The 20,493-nt window shown below is 57.9% G+C and carries 22 protein-coding genes; 6 read left to right on the top strand and 16 right to left on the bottom strand.

Annotation, left to right across the window (positions count from 1 at the left end):
* Positions 1-119 precede the first annotated feature (119 nt).
* The 13 genes from AC2FJZ_RS03795 to AC2FJZ_RS03735 form a co-directional block, all read right to left on the bottom strand.
* Positions 120-1,757, bottom strand: a complete 1,638-nt coding sequence (locus tag AC2FJZ_RS03795; protein WP_496667701.1) for an ABC transporter ATP-binding protein — start codon at positions 1,755-1,757, stop codon at positions 120-122.
* Positions 1,754-2,569, bottom strand: a complete 816-nt coding sequence (locus tag AC2FJZ_RS03790; RefSeq protein WP_050602946.1) for an ABC transporter permease — start codon at positions 2,567-2,569, stop codon at positions 1,754-1,756. Before AC2FJZ_RS03790 ends, AC2FJZ_RS03795 begins: the two co-directional genes overlap by 4 nt.
* Positions 2,566-3,522, bottom strand: coding sequence for an ABC transporter permease (locus AC2FJZ_RS03785; protein ID WP_496667702.1), 957 nt, complete (start codon positions 3,520-3,522; stop codon positions 2,566-2,568). The genes AC2FJZ_RS03790 and AC2FJZ_RS03785 overlap by 4 nt, the downstream gene beginning before the upstream one ends.
* Positions 3,523-3,537: 15 nt before the next feature.
* Entirely contained in the window at positions 3,538-5,124 is a 1,587-nt protein-coding gene (locus AC2FJZ_RS03780; RefSeq protein WP_496667703.1) for an ABC transporter substrate-binding protein, read from the bottom strand.
* Positions 5,125-5,362: 238 nt separating this feature from the next.
* Positions 5,363-6,466 carry a glycerate kinase type-2 family protein gene (locus AC2FJZ_RS03775; protein ID WP_496776100.1) on the bottom strand — a complete coding sequence of 368 codons (1,104 nt, stop codon included), beginning with the start codon at positions 6,464-6,466 and terminating at the stop codon, positions 5,363-5,365.
* Positions 6,466-6,903: a D-aminoacyl-tRNA deacylase gene (gene dtd / locus AC2FJZ_RS03770; protein WP_496776099.1), complete on the bottom strand. Its 438-nt coding sequence runs from the start codon at positions 6,901-6,903 to the stop codon at positions 6,466-6,468. Before dtd ends, AC2FJZ_RS03775 begins: the two co-directional genes overlap by 1 nt.
* A 42-nt stretch (positions 6,904-6,945) precedes the next feature.
* Positions 6,946-7,617, bottom strand: a complete 672-nt coding sequence (locus AC2FJZ_RS03765) for a nitroreductase (protein ID WP_496776098.1) — start codon at positions 7,615-7,617, stop codon at positions 6,946-6,948.
* Between the two features lie 74 nt (positions 7,618-7,691).
* Positions 7,692-8,798 (bottom strand): TFIIB-type zinc finger domain-containing protein, encoded by a 1,107-nt coding sequence (locus AC2FJZ_RS03760; RefSeq protein ID WP_496776097.1) that lies wholly within the window; start codon positions 8,796-8,798, stop codon positions 7,692-7,694.
* Between the two features lie 46 nt (positions 8,799-8,844).
* Entirely contained in the window at positions 8,845-9,990 is a 1,146-nt protein-coding gene (locus AC2FJZ_RS03755) for an SPFH domain-containing protein (protein ID WP_496776096.1), read from the bottom strand.
* A gap of 22 nt (positions 9,991-10,012) precedes the next feature.
* A complete protein-coding gene (locus tag AC2FJZ_RS03750; protein WP_496776131.1) occupies positions 10,013-10,933 on the bottom strand; it encodes a DUF2927 domain-containing protein in 921 nt (306 codons plus the stop codon).
* Positions 10,934-10,982: 49 nt separating this feature from the next.
* A complete protein-coding gene (locus AC2FJZ_RS03745; RefSeq protein ID WP_496776095.1) occupies positions 10,983-12,173 on the bottom strand; it encodes a toxic anion resistance protein in 1,191 nt (396 codons plus the stop codon).
* Between the two features lie 30 nt (positions 12,174-12,203).
* Complete coding sequence (locus tag AC2FJZ_RS03740; RefSeq protein ID WP_496776094.1) at positions 12,204-13,118, bottom strand: 5-bromo-4-chloroindolyl phosphate hydrolysis family protein; 915 nt, start codon at positions 13,116-13,118, stop codon at positions 12,204-12,206.
* Between the two features lie 174 nt (positions 13,119-13,292).
* The gene (locus AC2FJZ_RS03735) at positions 13,293-14,108 is read right to left on the bottom strand and encodes a pseudouridine synthase (protein ID WP_496776093.1); all 816 of its coding nucleotides are present in this window, start codon (positions 14,106-14,108) and stop codon (positions 13,293-13,295) included.
* 61 nt (positions 14,109-14,169) lie between these two features.
* On the opposite strand from AC2FJZ_RS03735, the gene AC2FJZ_RS03730 reads away from it, so the two are divergent.
* Complete coding sequence (locus AC2FJZ_RS03730) at positions 14,170-14,634, top strand: nucleoside deaminase (protein ID WP_496776092.1); 465 nt, start codon at positions 14,170-14,172, stop codon at positions 14,632-14,634.
* 14 nt (positions 14,635-14,648) lie between these two features.
* Here the strand turns inward: AC2FJZ_RS03730 and AC2FJZ_RS03725 are convergent, their stop codons facing one another.
* Positions 14,649-15,341, bottom strand: a complete 693-nt coding sequence (locus tag AC2FJZ_RS03725) for a metal-dependent hydrolase (RefSeq protein ID WP_496776091.1) — start codon at positions 15,339-15,341, stop codon at positions 14,649-14,651.
* Positions 15,342-15,401: 60 nt separating this feature from the next.
* On the opposite strand from AC2FJZ_RS03725, the gene AC2FJZ_RS03720 reads away from it, so the two are divergent.
* Positions 15,402-16,073 (top strand): ceramidase domain-containing protein, encoded by a 672-nt coding sequence (locus AC2FJZ_RS03720; RefSeq protein WP_496776090.1) that lies wholly within the window; start codon positions 15,402-15,404, stop codon positions 16,071-16,073.
* A gap of 76 nt (positions 16,074-16,149) precedes the next feature.
* Here AC2FJZ_RS03720 and AC2FJZ_RS03715 read toward each other — a convergent pair whose 3' ends face one another.
* Together AC2FJZ_RS03715 and AC2FJZ_RS03710 are read right to left on the bottom strand one after the other, a co-directional pair.
* Positions 16,150-16,713 carry a DUF4202 domain-containing protein gene (locus AC2FJZ_RS03715; protein WP_496776089.1) on the bottom strand — a complete coding sequence of 188 codons (564 nt, stop codon included), beginning with the start codon at positions 16,711-16,713 and terminating at the stop codon, positions 16,150-16,152.
* A 154-nt stretch (positions 16,714-16,867) separates the two neighbouring features.
* Complete coding sequence (locus tag AC2FJZ_RS03710) at positions 16,868-17,026, bottom strand: hypothetical protein (protein WP_496667715.1); 159 nt, start codon at positions 17,024-17,026, stop codon at positions 16,868-16,870.
* 228 nt (positions 17,027-17,254) lie between these two features.
* Between AC2FJZ_RS03710 and gatC the strand changes: the two genes are divergently transcribed.
* The 4 genes from gatC to AC2FJZ_RS03690 are packed head-to-tail and all read left to right on the top strand — an operon-like array spanning position 17,255 to position 20,442.
* Positions 17,255-17,542 carry an Asp-tRNA(Asn)/Glu-tRNA(Gln) amidotransferase subunit GatC gene (gene gatC, locus AC2FJZ_RS03705; RefSeq protein WP_496776088.1) on the top strand — a complete coding sequence of 96 codons (288 nt, stop codon included), beginning with the start codon at positions 17,255-17,257 and terminating at the stop codon, positions 17,540-17,542.
* A 3-nt stretch (positions 17,543-17,545) separates the two neighbouring features.
* The gene (gatA, locus tag AC2FJZ_RS03700) at positions 17,546-19,033 is read left to right on the top strand and encodes an Asp-tRNA(Asn)/Glu-tRNA(Gln) amidotransferase subunit GatA (protein WP_496776087.1); all 1,488 of its coding nucleotides are present in this window, start codon (positions 17,546-17,548) and stop codon (positions 19,031-19,033) included.
* 37 nt (positions 19,034-19,070) lie between these two features.
* The gene (locus AC2FJZ_RS03695; RefSeq protein WP_496776086.1) at positions 19,071-19,775 is read left to right on the top strand and encodes a hypothetical protein; all 705 of its coding nucleotides are present in this window, start codon (positions 19,071-19,073) and stop codon (positions 19,773-19,775) included.
* Positions 19,726-20,442, top strand: coding sequence for an N-acetylmuramoyl-L-alanine amidase (locus AC2FJZ_RS03690; RefSeq protein ID WP_496776085.1), 717 nt, complete (start codon positions 19,726-19,728; stop codon positions 20,440-20,442). The genes AC2FJZ_RS03695 and AC2FJZ_RS03690 overlap by 50 nt, the downstream gene beginning before the upstream one ends.
* Positions 20,443-20,493: the final 51 nt, after the last annotated feature.

Genomic DNA, 20,493 nt, shown 5'->3' with positions numbered 1-20,493 from the left:
CCCTATGAGATTCGCAATCCACGGGCTGCCACTTTGTGCCTCCAATAGCAAAATCCCGACGCCTGTCATCAGATAAAGCGCCGGGATTTCAAATCTTCATGGGAGTGTCACGAACCGTGTTAGTTTCCGGCGCTTTCCATCTTGCGATGGGCGACAACTTCTTCCAGCCAACCCAGATGCATTTCGGGCACCGAACTGAGCAGAAGGTCGGTATAGTCGTCAAACGGCGGACTCAGCACCTGGCTCTTTGAGCCATAGCGCGCCACGCGCCCCTGATACATTACCGCAATGCTGTCGCTGATCGCACGGACCGTCGCCAGATCGTGGGTGATGAACAGATAGGCCACGTCCTCGATCTTTTGCAGGTCCAGCAACAGCTTGAGGATACCGTCCGCCACCAATGGGTCCAGCGCCGAGGTCACCTCGTCACAGATGATCATCTTGGGCTTGGCCGCCAGTGACCGCGCGATACAGACACGCTGTTTCTGACCGCCGGACAGTTCCGCAGGATAGCGGTCGATGAACTTTTCACCCAACTCGATCTCATCCAACAGTTCGATGATCCGTTTTCGCTTCTCGGCGCCGCGCATGTTGAAGTAGAACTCCAGCGGACGGCCAATGATCGTGCCAACGGTCTGACGCGGGTTCATGGCCACGTCTGCCATCTGATAGATCATCTGCAGCTCACGCAGATCCTCGCGGGTGCGGCCCTTGAGGTCTGGCGAGAGCTTGCGCCCGGCAAAGGTGATCTCACCATCACGCGGTGGCAGCAGACCTGTGATCACACGTGCTAGTGTGGATTTGCCCGAGCCGGACTCACCCACAACTGCCAGCGTCTGCCCCGGATGAAGCTCAACGTTGACATTGTGCAGCACGTCGAAGTTCAGCCCTTTGTAGCGCGCGGTGATACCGTCGACGCTGAGCACCGGTTCCGATGTGGGCTGTTTTTCTTCGTGCTCGATTGAGCGGACCGAGACAAGCGCCTGGGTATACTCTTCCTGCGGGTTGTTGATGATCTGATCGGTACTGCCATACTCGACCGTATCGCCCATCCGCAAAACCATGATTTCGTCGCTGACCTGAGCAACGACGGCCAGGTCGTGCGTGATGTACAATGCGGCAACGCCGGTGTCGCGAATGGCATCCTTGATTGCCATCAGAACGTCTATCTGCGTGGTCACGTCCAGCGCCGTGGTCGGTTCGTCAAATACCACCAGATCAGGTTCGGGACACAGCGCCAGCGCGGTCATGCAACGCTGCAGCTGACCGCCTGAAACCTGATGCGGATAGCGATTGCCGATATTGTCAGGATCGGGCAGGCCCAGCTTGGCGAACAATTCGCGCGCGCGGCCTTCGGCCTCTTTGCGCGAAAACTTCTTGTGCTCGACCGCAGCCTCGACAACCTGATCCATGATCTTCTTGGCGGGGTTGAACGACGCCGCGGCGGACTGGGAGACATACGCAACCTCACCACCGCGCAGATTGCGGATATCACCATGCGATGACTTTAGGATGTCGCGTCCGTTGACCCAAACCTCGCCTCCGGTAATTTCGACGCCACCACGGCCATAGGCCATCGAGGCGAGGCCGATGGTGGATTTACCGGCACCTGATTCACCGATCAGCCCCAGGACCTTGCCGCGCTCGAGGTCAAAGCTGACCCCGTGCACGATTTCGATATCCTGGGGTTTCTCGCCCGGTGGATAGACGGTCGCACCGATCTTGAGGTCGCGGACCTTGAGAAGGGTATCACTCATCCCCGGCCTCCTTTCAGTGATGTGGTTCGGTTCAGGACCCAGTCAGCCACAAGGTTGACCGAGATTGCCAGTGTCGCGATGGCCACAGCGGGGTACAGAGCCGCGCCAATGCCATAGACGATGCCGTCCTTGTTTTCTTTCACGATGCCACCCCAGTCGGCCAAAGGCGGCTGAACGCCGAGCCCGAGGAAGGACAGGGTTGAGATAAACAGCACCATGAAGATGAACCGCAGACCAAACTCGGCCACCAATGGCGACAATGCGTTTGGCAGGATTTCCCGGAAGATGATCCAAGCCCGTCCCTCACCGCGCAGTTTTGCTGCTTCGACATAGTCCATCACGTTGATGTCGACGGCAACAGATCGCGAAAGGCGATAGGGGCGCGTCGCATCCAAAAGGCCCATGACAAGGATCAGGATCGGAACAGTTACCGGAACGATGGCCAGAATGACCAACGCCAGGATCAGTGTAGGGATCGACATGACAAGGTCGACTGCCCGGCTCAGTACTTGATCTGCCCAACCGCCCAGAACGGCAGCCAACAGGCCCAGCGAGGTACCGGTCAGAAAGCTGAGCAGAGTCGCCGCAGCAGCAATGAAGATTGTCGTGCGCCCGCCATAGATCATGCGGGTCAGCAGGTCGCGACCGATGTTATCCGTGCCCAACAGGTGTTTGGCACTGGCCGGTTCCCATACATCGCCGACCACTTCTGCCATCCCGTAAGGCGCGATCAACGGGGCTGCGATAGCCACGAAGAAATAGGCGCCTGTGAATATAAGGCCAATCAGAGCCGAAATAGGAATATTTTTCATTTCGGATGCCTCAGTCTTGGGTTGGCAAGGATCGAGACGACGTCCGCAACCATGTTCAGGCCGATGTAAACAGCGGCAAACACTACGCCGCAGGCCAGAACGACGGGCACGTCACGCTTGGTCACCGCATCCACAAGGTATTGCCCCATGCCGGGATAGACGAACACCACTTCGACCACGACGACTCCAACGACCAGATAGGCCAGGTTCAACATGACGACGTTCACGATAGGTGAGATGGCGTTGGGAAAGGCATGCCGTGCGATAACCTGAAACATGCTCAGGCCCTTAAGCTCGGCTGTCTCGATATACGCTGATTGCATCAGGTTCAGAATCGCGGCACGTGTCATGCGCATCATTTGCGCAAGGACCACCAGCGTCAGAACAAAAGCGGGCAGGGCGATTGCATTCAGTTTTTGCCAGAAGGACATCGAGTCGTTGATCATCGCAAGTGATGAAAACCATCCCAGCTTGACCGAGATAAAATAGATTACGACGTAGCCGATCAGAAACTCAGGGATCGATACTGTTGTCAGCGTGATGGCAGAAATGAGCTTATCCGGCCACCGATTGCGGTACCGGACGGCCAGCAGCCCCAGAAAAATCGCAAGAGGAACGGATACGATCGCGGCAACACAGGCCAGGAACAACGTGTTACCTAAACGTTTTCCAATGCTCTCGGAAATATCCAACTTGTTGGTCAGCGATTGGCCAAGATCGCCCTGAACAATGCCACCCAGCCATTCAAAATAGCGGGTCAAGGCCGGGCGATTCAGGCCCATTTCTTCTCGGAGGTTTGCAAGCGCTTCAGGAGTGGCGGACTGCCCCAGGACGGCTTGCGCGGCGTCTCCGGGAAGGGCTTCAGTCAGGCCAAAAATCAAGGCCGAAGCGCCGAGCAGCAATAGAATTCCCAGCGCGAGGCGCTGGGAAACCAGTTTGATGATGGGATGCATTATCCGGTGCCCGTATCAGACGAACCACATTTTGCGGGACATGTTGCCGTTCATCATTTCTTGCGTCGGGTCGCTTTCCCAGCCGTCCAGCTGGTTGCTAACACCTTCGACAAAGTCGTTGAACATCGGGCAGATCAGGCCGCCTTCGTCGCGGACCATCCGACCCATCTGGCTATAAATGCCCTTGCGTTTTTCAACGTCCAACTCCGCCTTCGCCGCGAACAACATGTCGTCGAATGCCTGAACCTTGAACCGTGTATCGTTCCAGTCGGCGGTCGACAGATATGCGGTCGAATACATCTGATCCTGAACTGGACGGCCACCCCAGTACGAGGCACAGAAGGGCTGAACATTCCAGACTTCGGACCAATACCCGTCGTTCGGCTCGCGTTTGATCTCCAGCGGAATTCCGGCTTGCGTAGCTGTTTGCTGGAACAGAGCAGCAGCGTCCACAGCACCCGGGAAGGCGCCATCTGCGACACGCAGAATAATCGGCGAACCGTCATGACCGGACTTCTTGTAGTGCTCAGCCGCCTTTTCAATGCTGAACTCTCGCTGTTCGATTGTCTCATCAAACAGGGGGTAGGCCGCGTTAATCGGCATGTCATTCCCGACAGAGCCGTAGCCGCGCAGAACCTTGTCCACCAGTTCCTCGCGGTTGATGGCGTATTTCAACGCGGTACGCAGTTCGTTGTTGTCGAACGGCGCGGTATCGCAGTGCATGATGAAGACATAATGCCCACGGCCAGCGGTTGAGTGAACCGTCAGGTTTGGTGCACGACCCAACAGGTCGGCAACTTTGGGTTCAACGCGGTTAACTGCGTGGACCTGACCAGATTGGAGAGCCGCGGTACGCGCCGTTGCATCGTTGATTACAACAACCTCAACACTGTCAAAGTTACCGAAATCACTGTTCCAGTGGTTTTCGTTCTTAGTGAACAGGTGACGGACGCCGGGTTCGTCCACTTCCAGTTTGTAAGGACCTGTACCAATACCCGCCCCCGGATTGTCCATTCCACCATCGGGCTGAATGATCAGGTGGTAGTCGGCCATCAGGTATGGCAAGTCAGCGTTTGGCTCTGTCAAAGTGACCTGAAAGTTGTCACCATCAGCTTTCATCGACTCGATGCCCTTCATGATGCCAAGGGCGCCGGATTTAGAGTCTTCGTTCGAGTGGCGCTGCATTGTCTTCAGCACGTCTTCGCTGGTCATTGTCTTGCCGTTGTGGAACTCGACGCCTTGACGCAGCTTGAACGTCCACACCTTTGCGTCCGCGCTTCCTTCAACGCTTTCGGCCAGACGCGGCTCGATCGTGCCGTCAGGCGCAACTTCCACCAGTTGGTCACCGAACTGTTTGCCGTTCTGGAACGGAACCGAACTTGCATAGGTTGCCGGGTCCAGAGAGTTGGTGGACTCGCCGCCCTGAAGACCAAATTTCAGATCGCCGCCTTTTTTGGGGCCAGCCGCACGTGCAGCATCTGCAAACATTGTGCTGGCCATAGCTGCCGATACACCCAGAGCTGCGGCTTTCCCCATGAACTCGCGGCGGGTCATTTTTCCCGTCGTAACTTGACCAGCCATGTGAGTGAGTTGATCGTTCATTCAGAATTCTCCCTATCGTTTAGTACTGCCCTGTTTGGGCATTTTTTATTGACGCGTTAGTCAATGTTGGCCGATTTCAGCCTAACGGGCAAGCGCTAATCTAAGACAATGATATGGAAGGGTACCGAAGATTCGGTTGTTCATCCCGATCATCTGAAGCGACGCAAGCCAGCTACAACTTGCTTATTTAAGACAGTGTCATTGCTTTCCAGATCGCGGGGTTGCGAAATGCGTCAAATCATCCTCGGATTGCGACAACCAAGTCCATCACGTTCGTGCTAGTAGGGCCAGTGGTCAGCAATGCATTCACATTGTCCAAAAACGTCCCACTGTCCGCGTTGTCGAGGTAGGATTGCGCCGTTTCGCTCCAGGTTTTACCGGATATGATTCCTCCTGCCGCGTTTGTCGGGCCATCTGTTCCATCTGTTCCGCCAACAACAACAGTAAGATTGGGCTGCCCAGAGATCTCTTTTGCCAGCGCAAGCGCCAGTGCCTGATTCCGCCCTCCACGACCCGGTTGATCCGGTAGAACCACGGTTGGTTCACCACCAAAGATCATCACGCCGTTGTCCATGCCGCGCAGAATCGGCCCCAGTTTCGCGGCGACCTGCAAATAGTCGTCGTGCAGGGCTTCGTCATTGGCTAAAACAGCAAGGCCCGCCGAGACCGCAACGTTGGCCACCGCATTCCGGGCATGGGCGTTTGAAGCCACGATCTGCGTGGTGGCAGTAAAGCTGTAGCTGTTCGGCAAAGCGCCGATGCCCGAGCCAATGACATTCAGATCATCCCCTGGCACGTCCGAAATTGCCAGTACGGTGGCGCGTGCGCCCTTGAAATGAGATAGCAAACCGCCACCCTTGATACGCGACATCTTGCGCCGCTCGTCGTTCATGGCGCGGATGTCCAAGCCTTCGGCCAGCAGTTTACGGTTCAGCGCCTCAAGATCGCGCAGAGAAGTGCTGGGCAAAAGATCCTCGGCCAATGAGGACGCCCCGCCCGAGACCAGCAGAAGCACATGTGATCCGGGCTGCATCCGCTCCATTCCCAATCGCAGCTCTCGCCCGCCAGCAAGGCTGCGGTTGTCCGGCACCGGGTGCGAGGCTTCGATGACGTCGACCGCTTCCGACAGGTCGCGGCCATGATCGTCTTTGGTGACAACAAGTGCGGGGACCGGTCCAAAGTGTGCCAGCGCCGCACGTGCCATGGCGGCAGCGGGTTTGCCGACCGCGAGAATCCGGTCCGGCTTGGGAACATCAGACAGAGCGGCTTTGGTGGCGGCAAATCCGTCAACCGCATCGACCCCTGCCTGCCAAAGTTCTGCAGCGCGCTTGGCTGTATCCATCAGTTCTCAATCCAGATCGTGACAGGGCCGTCATTTACAAGTTCAACCGCCATGTCAGCCCCAAACTGCCCAGTTTCCACTGCAACACCTTGTGCGGCAAGATGCGTTGCAAATTCCTTGTACAGGTGCTCGCCCTGATCCGGCGGCGCTGCGGTTGAAAACCCTGGCCGGTTGCCGCTTGTTGTATCAGCAGCCAAGGTGAATTGACTGATCACCAGCGCTGATCCGCCAATATCCAGCAGAGAGCGATTCATTTTACCTGCATCATCCTTGAAGACACGCAGTTTCGCGGCTTTCTCTGCAAGCTTTCTGGCCTGTATGTCGTCATCGCCCTGCATGGCGCAAACAAGAATCAAAAGGCCCGGTCCCGACGATCCTATGACTGTGTCATCAACCGAAACTTTGGCGTGTGACACTCTTTGCAACACTGCGCGCACGTGGTTCCTCCCTTAACGCGATAGGACTGCCCTTGCGTCCGTTTACCCGCGCCATTCCACAAAGTCACTCGGTGCGGCGCGATCCGTGCGAAAGTTATTTGCAGGATGACTTGGATCGGCATAGCCAAATGAAATCGCGCAGAGGATCAGGCGGTCTTCAGGGATTTGAAAATACCGGTGCAGAAAGGGGCTGTACGTGGCCAACGCGGCTTGGGGGATGGTCGCCACGCCCAAGGCCTGCGCGGCCAGAGTGAAGGCTGTGATAAAACCACCGCAATCCATTGCGCCATAGGGGCCAAGCTCTGCCGGGCTTGAGAGGATGGCACAATGCGGCGCGCCAAACAGGGCAAAGTTCTGCATCATTTGCTGCGCTGACCCGACGCGGTCCCCTCGTTCCACCCCAACAGCTTCGTAAAGCGCCCAGCCACAGGCCCGGCGGCGGTCTTGGTGCACGCCAGAATAGGATGTTGGAAACGGAAGATCCGGTGCCGGAGCTCCGCTGAAAGCCTCGTTTTGCATCGCTTCACGGAAAGCATCTGTTTCGTCTGCGCTGGTGATCACCAACAGCCAGGGTTGCGCATTGCACCAGCTTGGCACCCTCGACGCGCTTGCCACGATCTGTTCAATCTGCGCGCGCGGAATTGGATCCGGCAGAAACGCTCGGCAGGAATGGCGATCTTTCAGTAGGGAATTCAACTCAGCAAACGACACCACAGGCCCACCCCATTGTTTTTCGAGCTGAACATGACCGTGCTTTGGCGGATGCACAAGCTTGTATGCAGGTCCGCCTATTGCCCGGTGGCCGCCAGATACCCGACACCTGCTGCCACCAGTAAACCCAGAACGACGGCGATGGTTATCTTGATGGCTGACCACGGGCGTTCACCCTGAACCCGCCCGGTTCGGCCATTGACCACAAACCGATAGGTCTGGCCGCGGTATTTGTAAGCGGCCATCCAAACCGGCAACAGGATATGCTTGAACGTGACATCGCGTACGTCTGTATCGACCGCATGGATGCGCTGCCGATCCCCGCCGATGTCAAAACGAACATCCCGCTCGATCACGCGCGCCATATGGGTACGGGCTTCGACGTAGCCGTCCCTGAGTTCAACGGTATATGCCTCAGCCCGGAAACCGGCCAGGTATTCGGGCTGATACGGTTCGAGCGCGGGCAGGTCCCAGGGCTCCAGCGCGTCGGTATATTTTTTGGGGAGCGATCTGGACGCCAGCACCAGCACGTCGTCAAAAAATCGCGCGACGCGCCCGGACTTGGACGTCCAGCGTACCTTTGGCACCTGTTGCTGAACCCGTTTGCCGTCTCGCATCACGGTGCGGGTTTCGTAATAGACAATGCCGCGTTCGCCGCGATAAGTGGATTTGGTGTCGGCATCGAAGGTCCAGTAGGGCACGTAAATACCCTGCATCCTGCGCCCCTTGCGGGCATACTCTTTCAACCCGTTAGGTGCGAACCACAGTCGTCCCAGCCAATCTCCCATCGCCTTATGGGCCGAGCGTTCGTCGAACGCAAAAGGCAGCACCCCTTTTGGCTTGATATGCCGATTGATTCCGGTGTCGGTCACGACCGGCGTGGCACAGAACGGGCATTCGGCGGCGTGTGTGTTCGGGTCAAACTCCACCTGCGCGGCGCAGTTTGGGCAGGACAGAACACGGGTTTCTTCGATCTCGCTGTCCGGCAGGCGATCCGCGATGGCCGCGTCAAAGTCCAGTTCTCGCAGACTGGCACCGCCCCAAGGCCCGGCACCGATCGGTCTGGAATGTCCGCAATGTTCGCATGTCAAAGTGCCGTCACCCGGGTTGAACCGGTAGTCCGCGCCGCACTGGTCGCAGGGAAAGCGGTGTTCGGCAAGGTCAGGGGCGGTGACTTGTGTCATGAGTTACCCAGTGGTCACGATGAATATGAAGGAAGACCGCGTTTTGTTAAGCTCCGGGCGGCGGTGGCGGCAAGATGGTGAACAGCTGCGCCAGTTCCTGCACATCACCTGCCTTTTTCCAACCGTCCTGCCCTGCGGTCCAGACATAGGTGTCCCGGGTAAGCTCGCCTTCGCTGGCCATCCGCCCCATCTTGGCCTTGGAAAACGGCCCGCTGGTCTGCCCATCCACAGCGATATGCCAAACATGCTCAACTGGGGGAGGGGGCGGCGGTGCCGCATGTGCTGCCGGTTGCGGGGCAGCGGGGGCAGGCGATCCCCACGGGCCGCTTGGTTGCCCCGCTGCCATGTTCGACATTTGCTGCGCCATCGCCATGCCCATGCCCATGCCAAGACCTGCACCCATACCACCTTGTCCGGGGTTGTTTGCCGCAGCGGTCATTGCTTCGGCGGCTGAATACTGCGTGAACTTGCCCAGATCGCCAGCCAACCCCATCGAGGTCCGCTTATCCAGCGCCGCCTCGACCGCAGGCGGCAGCGAGATGTTCTCGATATAAAATTCCGGCATCTCCAGCCCATAGCTGTCCAGAACGGGTGTCACCTCGGCTGCGATCAGCTTGCCCAGATCGGCGGTGTTTGCGGCCATGTCCAGCACCGGAATGCCCGAGCTGGAAATGACGCGGCTGAACTCCTGCACGATGATGTTGCGCACCTGAAAGCTGATTTCATCCATGGTGAACTCGCCGTCTGTTCCGACGATCTCGACCAGAAACTTCGCGGGGTCTTTCACACGTACCGTATAGGTGCCATAGGCCCGGATGCGGGTTGGGCCAAATTCCGGATCGCGCAGCATGATCGGGTTCTTTGTGCCCCATTTCAGGTCGTTGAACCGGGTCGTGTTGACGAAATAGATCTCAGATTTGAACGGCGACTGAAAGCCGTGATCCCAATGCTGCAGCGTCGTCAGGATCGGCATGTTGTTGGTCTCAAGCATGTAGAGACCCGGCGTGAACACATCGGCCAGTTGCCCTTCGTGTACAAACACCGCTGCCTGACCTTCGCGCACGGTCAGCTTGGCACCGTACTTGATTTCGTGGCCTTCCCGTTCAAAACGCCAGACCATTGTGTCACGAGTGTCGTCCACCCAGTGAATGACATCAATGAATTCTCCGGTCAGAAAATCGAAAATTCCCATTTGGGTTCTCCTGTCCTTGGGGTCAGAGCGGCTGCCCCATCAATTCGCGTGCAATAATTCGTACGACGGGGCGCGCCTCGTCCACGCCCACACCGGGCTGCAACCGCTGGTCGTACAGCATCGTCAGCAGTTTCTCATCATGGCTGGTCAGCAGGGCAAACTCATCATCATCGTTGAAGATCGAAGGTCGTGCTGCTGGGCTATCATTAGACAGACCAAGCCCCTGAGCGATTTCTTCGTGAATACAGCTGCGGCGCACCAGATCCGTCAGTTCAGCCCGGATCAATGCAACCGCGCGCACATATTTGTAGGGTGACGCCTTGGTCGCAGATGCAAAGACGAGACAGTCGAAATTGGCGCGTGGGTTGGCGGCCAGATCCAGCGAGGCCTGGCTGATATTTGGGATCAACTGCTTCAGTCGCGACGCGACATAGGCGCTGTCGTCCTTGCCTGCGAAAAAGACATGGAAATTGGCGTTTCGCGACACAACCGAAATCGGGTGCTGGGTCAACGCGGCCAGGCGGCCTGTAAACAGCCGCACCTGCTTCGCATCCTGCGCTCGCGTTTCGGGCAGAACCGAGGGGCCGAACTCGGTCTGGATACGCACGGGGCCGGACCACCGGCTTAACTGCCCGTCCGTCTGCCGTGAGCCGATCGAGACGCTTTGTGTCGGATATTCGCTGTAGAACGCGATTGCTTCGAAGTTTCGGGCCAGATCATCGGCATCATAAGGTGTATCCGGTCCGCCGCCATCAGTGCGCAACAACCCACGAACCAGAAGGTCACGTTCAACACGCTGGTAAAACCGCGCCAGATCCTGACTGGCGGCAGAGGGCGGCACATAGGCATTGGCTGCCGTAGGCGCAGGTTCCGGCCGGGGTTGCGGTGCAACAGTGGTCGTCAGGGTTTCATCGCAATTGGCCAGAGCCAAAACCGAGGTCATCCCCAACGCAAATTTCAGAGAGTTGAAGCGCCGCACGCCAATCCTGCCTTTAGCTGGGAACCGCCGTACCGGCATTGTCACCAGTCCCGTCCCGGCGCGCTTTGGCAGCGGACAGTGTGTCGCGCAGCTCGGTTTCCATCTTTTGCAATTCAACCTCAGCCGCAGCACGTTTGGCCTTGCCTTCATCTGCAATCGCCAGGCTTTCGTTGATGGTGCCGATCAGGTCAGCATTAGCCTGCTTGACCGCTTCGATGTCGAATACGCCGCGCTCCATCTCTTCGCGGATCATCTTGTTGGATTCGCGTAGGTTGGCTGCATTCGAGGTCAGCAGTTCGTTTGTCAGATCGTTGGCGTCACGCACGGCTGCTGCAGCCTCGGCGCTGCGCTGGATGGTGACGGCCTGCGCAAGCTGGGTTTCCCACAGAGGAACCGTGTTCACCAGCGTCGAATTGATCTTGGTCACAAGCGACTTGTCGTTTTCCTGTACCAAACGGATCGATGGTAGCGACTGCATCGTGACCTGGCGCGTTAGCTTCAGGTCATGAACACGGCGTTCCAAATCGTCGCGCGCAGCACGCATGTCGCGCAGCTCCTGCGCTTTCATCACCTGTTCTTCCTCGGGTACTGCCTGTACTTCGGCTTCTTTCTCAGGGATGTCGTGGCTGTCCAACTCGGTCAGCTTTTCCTCGCCCGCTGCGATATACAGCGCCAGTTCGTCGTAGAAATCCAGGGTCTTTTCATACAGCAGATCCAGCGACTTGATGTCCTTTAGCAACGTATGCTCATGGCCCAGAAGATCGTCGGTGATGCGGTCGATCTGGTCCTGAACTTCTTCGTACTGAGCGGTGAATTTGGCAAAAGGTGCAGCCTTGCCCAGCAGTTTCTCCCACCAACTGCGTTCACGGCGCACGTCCAATTCACTGACCGAGAATCCACGGATCGTGGTCACGATGTTACGCAGGCTGTCGCCAGCCGGGCCCACATCCTTGTTGCGCACATCCGCCAGCATTGCCTGACTGATTTCCTGCAACTCTGCCTGTGCGGAGGAACCGAATGAAACGATGGAGTTGGTGTTATCCATGTCGATCTCATCCATCCGTTTGCGGATCTCAGCGCTGACGGGTTCTTCAGCCTCTTCCAGCGAAACGATCTCGCCCTGCGGTTCGGGCAGGGAAACTGCGGTAACCTCCTGCACCAGCGTTTCGGCCTGAACTGCCTTGTTCTTGATCTCTTCGGACATGGGGATGTTCCTCGCTCAAATAGTGGCCGGTCAGTCCAACCGGACGCCTTCGCGTTGCAGCCTTTCGCGCAACACATCAATTTCAACCGTCAGATCACTGCGGTCATCCAAAAGCATTTTGCGCGTGCGCGCGGCGAAATTCTGTTCCAGATCGTCCAGCAAAGCGGAGTAATCCGCAAGCGCCTGCGCGTCGCGGGTGCGGGCGTAGACGTCAGCAAACTTGACGGTCGCGTCACGTGCACCCTGCAGGTACACGGTCAGGTACTTTCTGGCACCGGCCAGATCGCGTGGGTCTTCCTCGACCGTGCGGAACAAGTCCCGCGCGGTGTCCTGAAACCGTTCCACACGGGCTTCGACGCGACGGTCGCCTGCGCGTTTGATCGCATCGGTCATCTCGGACAGATGCTTCTCGGCATCGTCGACAACGCGGGCTACGCGGTCTTGTTGAAAGGTGTCCACCCCTTCCATGCCTTTGTCTTTCATCGGATCAATTCCGAAAGAGACTGAGTGTAAAACGGTTGCCGCAATACCGAACAGCACCGGGGCCAACAAGCCCGCTTGTGCGGCGGTTTCTGCATCCAGAAGTTCAGTCCTGTAAGTGGCAAGCCCTGCACCCAGACCTGTCAGAAAGCTTGCAAATATCTTACGCGGGAAAGCAGGCCGACGGGCGGTTTTGCGGGCGTTGTACGCCGCCTCGGCCCGCAACCCTTCACGCAGCAAAAACGCAGCCGCTGTTAGAATACCAGCCGCGACCAACCCGATGGTCATGCCAATCGCGCCATCGTTCAGGGACAAAAACACCAAAGGGATGGCCGGAAGAAATAGCAGATTTGCCCGGGCACCAGCCGGTTCAATCCGCGCGCCATCGAACTGCCCCCGTGGCAGAGGAGTATTGTCCGACGCATCCCCTTGTGGGCTATACTTGCCGCGAAACCGCTTTGCCATGGTTTACAGACCCCCAAGCAGTCCGGTGCAGACACCAATCAACAGCAGCAACAAGACAGCGTAGGCCAGTTTTTGCACTCCGCTTCCGGACATCACATCCCCCAATAGCAACTTCCACTGAAAATTTAGGGGATGCGCGGGCTTAGCGCTAGGGGGAAGGTTGCCAAACCCGCGTCACTTGCGAGGTTTCTTGCCGATTGGGGGGCGTTTTCGTTGCGGTCGCGACGGAGGCTTGGGTGCCGCATCGGGTATGGCATCTGAATCCAGTCCAAGTTGATCGCGCATCACACGGCGACGGACCTCTTCGACCTCGCCCTGTTTCAGATCGCCCAGTTGGAACGGTCCGTAGGACACGCGCAACAGGCGGTTCACCGTGAACCCGATGTCCTCTATCGCGCGACGGATTTCGCGGTTCTTGCCTTCACGCAGACCAATGGTCAGCCAGGCATTTGCCCCTTGCTGGCGATCCAGCGCCACGGTCATTGGTTGAAACCGCTCGCCTTCGATGACCAGACCTTTGCGCAGCGGTTCGAAATTTTCGTCCTTGGGGCGGCCATTTATGCGAACACGGTATTTCCGCAACCAGCCGGTCGAGGGCAGCTCGAGCTTGCGTTTGATGCCACCGTCATTGGTCAGCAGCAACAAGCCTTCGGAATTCAGGTCCAACCGACCGACGCTCATGACCCGTGGCATGTCGTCGGGCAGTTTGTCGAAAATCGTATCGCGCCCTTTTTCATCGCGAGTCGTTGTCACCAACCCCGCGGGCTTGTGGTACAGCCACAAGCGCGACGGTTCCGGTTCAGAGACCGGTTTGCCATCGACAACAATCTTGTCTTTTGCCGTCACGTTCAGGGCAGGGCTGTCGATGGTCTTGCCATTTACGGCCACACGGCCTGCTTCGATCATGCGCTCAGCCTCGCGCCGCGATGCAATGCCAGCACGGGCCAGGACTTTGGCGATCCGGTCGCCGGGAGGAGGGGTCTTGTTCATGTCAGGCCCATAACGCATCCCGCGCGCTTGCGAAAGGCAGGTTTCTGATGCAGTCAGAGGCATGGTGTTCAAATCGCATATGGAACAGGCCCTGGCCGAGGCGCGCGCGGCAGCGGATCGTGGCGAGGTCCCGGTGGGGGCTGTTATTGTCGGCCCTGACGGAAGTGTTGTGGCGACAGCAGGGAACCGAACGCGCGAATTGAATGACCCAACTGCCCATGCTGAAATCCTGGTCTTGCGCGCGGCGTGTGCCAAGGCGGGGTCCGAACGGTTGCCGGACCATGATCTCTATGTGACGTTGGAGCCCTGCGCCATGTGCGCTGCAGCCCTGGCAGCCGCGCGCATCCGGCGGATTTACTATGGGGCCGCAGATCCCAAATCCGGGGGTGTGGCCCATGGGGCGCGGGTGTTTTCACACGCGCAATCCCACCACGTGCCCGAAGTCTATGACGGGATCGCCAGTGAAGACGCTGCGGCCCTTCTGAAAGCCTTCTTCGAAGCCCGCCGCAAGGACGCGCCGGACTGATCCGGCGCGTTAACTCAGACGGTGATGGCTTTCATAATCTCTGGTTCGATCACGTCGACCCTGGGAAGCCCATCAATCAGAGCCTGTGCAGACTGTTCAAGAATTGGGAAGGTCTTGTAATGACACGGAATAACCGTCTTGAAGTTGAAATACCGATTGGCTGCATAGGCGGTGGCTTTCATGTCCATGGTGAAATGTCCGCCAGCCGACAGGATGCCGATATCGGGTTTGTAGTAATCCCCCATCCAGTCCATATCAGCCATGATGTCAGTGTCGCCAGAAACGTAAAGCACTTTTCCCTCAGCCGCGATCATGAAACCGACCTCGCTACCGCCGGTGCGCAGACCATCGGGGGTTGAAAAAGTCGAGCTGTGAGAGGCCGGGACCATTGTCACCTTGACCCCTTTCAGATCGACAGTGCCGCCTTTGTTGAAGCCGGTGGTTTCAATGCCTTCCGTTTCACTCCAATACCCCATCAAGTCGTATTGACCAACAACTGGGATTTTCAGGTGCTTGGCCAGCGGCAGAACATCAGCGACATGGTCAAAATGTGTATGGGTCAGAAGGATATGGGTTGCGCCGTCCAGCGCTGCATCATGCTGTCCTTCGGGCAAAACCGGGTTGCCGGTCAGCCACGGATCAATCAATAGAACCTGCCCCTGCGTTTCGATGCGGAAACTGCCATGGCCCAACCAGATAATTTTCATAAATTGTTTCCTCCTGAACATACTATTGGCATCAACCTAGCATCGGCTATGTAAAATTTCATGGACTGGATTCGAGAAATTGACGGATATTGCGAACGCTTGTCGCCGGACTATTGGGCCGAACCAATCAATGCGGCCACAAATGCGGCCTTTCTGATTTCTGCTTGGATCATGTGGCGACGGGCGCGCGATCAGGACATGCCACTGGCCATGGTTCTGGTTGCGCTTCTGGCGATGATCGGGATTGGCAGCTATCTGTTCCACACACATGCGCAGGTCTGGGCGGCCTTGGCGGATGTGGTGCCGATCCTTCTGTTCATTCTGGTCTATATCTTTGCAGTGAACAGGGACATCTGGCGGATGTCTTCGGTGTTTGCATTTGGGGGAACGTTGCTTTTTTTTCCCTATGCTGCTGCAACCGTTCCGCTGTTTCAGCTTGTTCCGGGGCTTGGCGGATCAGCGGCTTATGCGCCGGTCCCGTTGTTGATCCTGATTTATGCGGCCCTGTTGCGGGGTCGTGATCCGATCTTGGCCAAAGGGATGGCAATCGGAGCGGTGATTCTGCTTCTTTCGATCACGTTCCGTGCGCTCGACTTGCCTGTTTGCGGAGAATGGCCGCTGGGTACGCATTTCATGTGGCACATCCTGAATGCCATCATGCTGGGCTGGATGATCGAGGTGTACCGCGCGGCGCTGATACGGGGTCGCTTTTCAACAGGCTTCGGGTCGTGAGGACGCCGCGGGATGAACCATTTCTGATCATCCCAGAGAAACGCAATTGAGGTTCTCAAACCGCGCCGGTCCTGACTTAATCCTGAAAGGCCGCAGCCAGATGGTTAGGCAAGTCAAACTCAGCCAAAACCCGCGCGCGGCCCGCTGATGACATCTTGCGGGCGGTCTTTTCGACAATACTCTGGATTTTTTCAGCTGAATGCTTCGCGGCAAAGGGTAGGAAATACCATTTCAGGAATACAAAGCAGATCACATCTTCCAACGCCTGCACCTCTTCATCGCGCTTGATTCCCTGCTTGCGCAACATACGTCCTGCTGCCTCGACCTGCTCTGCGTCATAGCCTTCACGGTTCATCAGGCCAGTGACCACTTCGGCATGGTGCACAGCCTGCGCTTTGCGCCATGCCAGATAACCTGCCCGACCTTCGGGGTACTCACTGCGGGCCAGTTTCCACCGCTCTACATGCTGACCACGCGCCGCAATCTGTAGGACGTCAGAGGCGTTCGGGACCAAACGGTCCAACTCAGCGGTCATGCGTTCACCGTAAAGCAGCGCTTCGGGTCGGTCGTCGTCTAGGTTGGGGTCATGTGCATTGGCTGCATCAATTGCATCCAGAACCGCTTGTTTTTGCGCGCTCATGTCTTGCTCCACTGGCTTGCCTGCGCCACGAGAGACCCGCGGCCGTCTTGGATATCGTTGCTCATGCTAGCGGCTTGCCGTGGGATGTGCATCCTCGAAAATGCAAAATGGCCGGGTCAGAGAGGGGAAGTCCGACCCGGCCGGGACCTGCACTTTATTTGGCAGGTTTAACCTGATCCTGCGTGACCGGTTCCGCGACAGGGGACGGGAAGGTCAACGTGCGTGTCAGGTTGTTTGTGTCGATACCCAAAGCCATTGCCGGTGCGGCCAAAAACGTGGCGGACAAGACTGCGGCTGTCATCAGGGGTTTCATGTTTTTTCTCCGGTTTGCGTTATGTCGCATAATTAAAATGAACTGTACAGTACAGTTTTCAAGTTCCAAAATGAACTAAACAGTTTACTATTTCGCATATCCCTCATTCAGATTTGAATAGCAGGTGACAGCCCCGGAATTTGAAACACTGGCCTACCAGTGGCGCAGTGGTCTTGCGACTGCCGCGACAGACGGGTAAACGCCCCATAACGTAGATGAGGGAAGCCGATGTCGATTGACCAAAGCACCGCCGCCAAAGTGGCCAAACTGGCCCGGATCAAGGTCGAGGATGACGCGCTGCCGGCGCTGGCATCCGAGTTCAACACCATCCTTGGGTTCATCGAGCAACTGAACGAAGTGGATGTCGAAGGCGTTGAGCCGATGGTTTCGGTCGAGCCGATGCGCCTGAAACGTCGTCAGGACGAGGTCACCGACGGCAACCAGCAGGACAAGGTTATGGCGAACGCGCCCGACGCGCGCGAGGGCTTTTTCGCAGTCCCCAAAGTGGTGGAGTAAGACATGAGCGATCTGAACAAACTTGGCCTGGCCGAGGCCCGCGACGCCCTGCGTGCCGGCGACGTCACTTCTGTCGAACTGACCGAATCCTGCCTGAAGGCCATTGATGAGGCCGACGCGCTGAACGCTTTTGTGCATAAGACGCCCGAAATCGCGCTGGAGCGTGCGAAGGCAGCGGACGAGCGGATCAAGGGCGGCGACGCGCCGTCGATGTGTGGACTGCCCATTGGTATCAAGGATCTTTTTTGCACCAAGGGCGTGCCGTCGCAAGCCGCATCGGGCATTCTTGAAGGCTTCAAGCCTGAATACGAATCTACTGTGTCGCAGCAATTGGCCGATGCCGGTGCGGTGATGTTGGGCAAGCTGAACATGGACGAATTCGCCATGGGATCGTCCAATGAAACCTCGGTCTATGGTAATGCGGTCAGCCCGTGGCGCCGCGGCAATGATGATGCGCAACTGACACCGGGTGGTTCGTCGGGCGGATCTGCATCCGCTGTGGCCGCTGACTTGTGCCTTGCGGCGACGGGCACCGATACAGGCGGCTCCATCCGCCAACCTGCCGCTTTTGTCGGCATCACCGGCATCAAGCCGACCTATGGCCGCTGCTCGCGCTGGGGCATCGTGGCCTTCGCGTCTTCGCTGGATCAGGCCGGTCCGATGACAAAGAACGTCCGCGATGCAGCGATCATGCTCGAAACCATGTGCGGCCATGACGCCAAAGATTCGACGAGTGCCGAGCTGGCCGTCCCGAATTTCGAGGCGATGCTGACCGGTGATATCAAGGGCAAGAAGATCGGCATTCCCAAGGAATACCGAATGGACGGTATGCCGGCGGAAATCGAAAAGCTCTGGGCCGAAGGGGCTGAAATGCTGAAAGCCGCGGGTGCCGAGATCGTCGATATCTCGCTGCCGCACACCAAGTACGCGTTGCCTGCGTACTATGTGATCGCGCCCGCTGAGGCGTCCTCGAACCTCGCACGCTACGACGGTGTTCGCTATGGTCACCGCGCGCAGCTGGCGCAAGGCGACGGCATCACTGAGATGTACGAAAAAACCCGCGCCGAAGGCTTCGGCCACGAAGTGCAGCGTCGCGTAATGATTGGCACCTATGTGCTGTCTGCCGGTTTCTACGATGCCTATTACAACCGTGCACGCCGGGTGCGGACGCTGATCAAGAAAGACTTCGAGGATGTATTCGCGGCAGGCGTCGATGCGATCCTGACCCCGGCAACCCCCTCGGCGGCCTTTGGTCTTGGCGAAATGACCGAGGCGGACCCCGTTCAAATGTATTTGAACGATGTCTTCACGGTGACTGTGAACCTGGCTGGTTTGCCCGGTATCTCGGTCCCCGCGGGACTGGATGCACAGGGTCTTCCGCTGGGTCTGCAGCTGATCGGACGACCGTGGGAAGAGGGTGATCTGCTCAACACCGCCTATGCGCTAGAAAACGCGGCCGGTTTTGTGGCCAAGCCCGGGAAATGGTGGTAAGCCTCGGGCAACTGAAGCACTAGACACGGAGCCAATGATGCGCGTTTTGCTTTCGGTCCCCGCCCTGACGCTGGTTGTGGCCTGCACGGATGTTGCGCCGCTAACCAGCACCGGTTTCAATACGCCTGAGTATCAGGCGCAGCGCGAGGCGCAATTGGCCGGGCAGGGCGCAGTGGGCAACCCGCTTCTGGCTCCTGTCGATGTGTCGCAGCAGCCGCTGGGTGCGCCAGGTTCGACAGGTGTCGCAACCGGTGAGAACGCCGACATTGCCAATCAAGCCGCAGCGGCCCTGGCTGGTACGTCTGGACAAAGCTCTGCAGGCGTGTCCACAGCACCTGCATCAAACAATGGCGCAATTTCCGACGAACAGGATTTCGCGGCTGTGTCTGAGCGGCGCAGCATCGAATCCGACGCCGCGCGGATCGAGCAAAACCGCCAAACCTACGAAGTTGTGGCCCCGACCGCCGTGCCCGAGCGCAGCGCAGGCGGTCAGCCCAACATCGTGCAATACGCGCTCAGCACCTCGAACCCGGTCGGCACGCAACTCTACAGCCGCGCAGGCTTTAACCTGCAAGCCAAGGCACAGCGGAACTGCGCACAATTCCCATCGCCGGATCAGGCGCAGATCGAGTTTCTGTCCAATGGCGGCCCGCAGCGCGACCGTAAGGGTCTGGACCCGGACGGGGATGGCTATGCCTGCGGCTGGGATCCCAGCCCGTTCCGCAGTGCCGTCAACAACTGAACTCTCACCCATTTGGCATCCGTCGCCCAATTTCGGTGAGCGCAGGGATGGGGTGACGCCGAGTTTGGTCGTGATCCATTTCACCGCGATGGACAGCGCGAAAGCGGCATTGGATCGTTTGTGTGATCCGGCTTCCGAGGTTTCGGCCCATTACCTGATCGGCGGTGATGGCACCCTTTGGCAAATGGTGCGTGAAGAAGACCGCGCCTGGCATGCTGGGGCAGGGGAGTGGGAAGGTCAAACCGACATAAACTCGCGGTCGGTCGGGATCGAATTGGACAACACAGGATCGCATCCCTTTTCCGAACCGCAAATGTCGACCCTCGAAGCGCTGCTGCCTCGGATTATGAAAAACTGGTCCATCCCGGCATCGGGCGTGATTGGCCATTCCGACATGGCGCCCGGCCGCAAATCAGACCCCGGGCCGCACTTCGATTGGCAAAGGCTGGAGCGGCAAGCCTTGGCTAAATCTCGCGCGCCGGTCACCGCGTCAGCCACACCAAGCCCGGAGGCATTCCGCGCCGCCGCGCGAAGGGCAGGTTTCACTGCTCCCGTGGATGATACCCAACTGCTGGCTGCCGTCCGGCTGCGATTTCGTCCCTGGGCACAAGGCCCACTGGAAACAGGGGATCTGAATGCGCTCACTCCGCCCGGCACAAAAACCTGATCTGCGCTTCATCGGGCTAAAAATACCTCGGGGTTGAATTGGCCGCAGGCC

This window comes from Ruegeria sp. CDSA079, from assembly GCF_059612245.1.
Note: the sequence above shows the minus strand (reverse complement) of the source record. Positions and strands in the feature narration are given on the sequence as shown.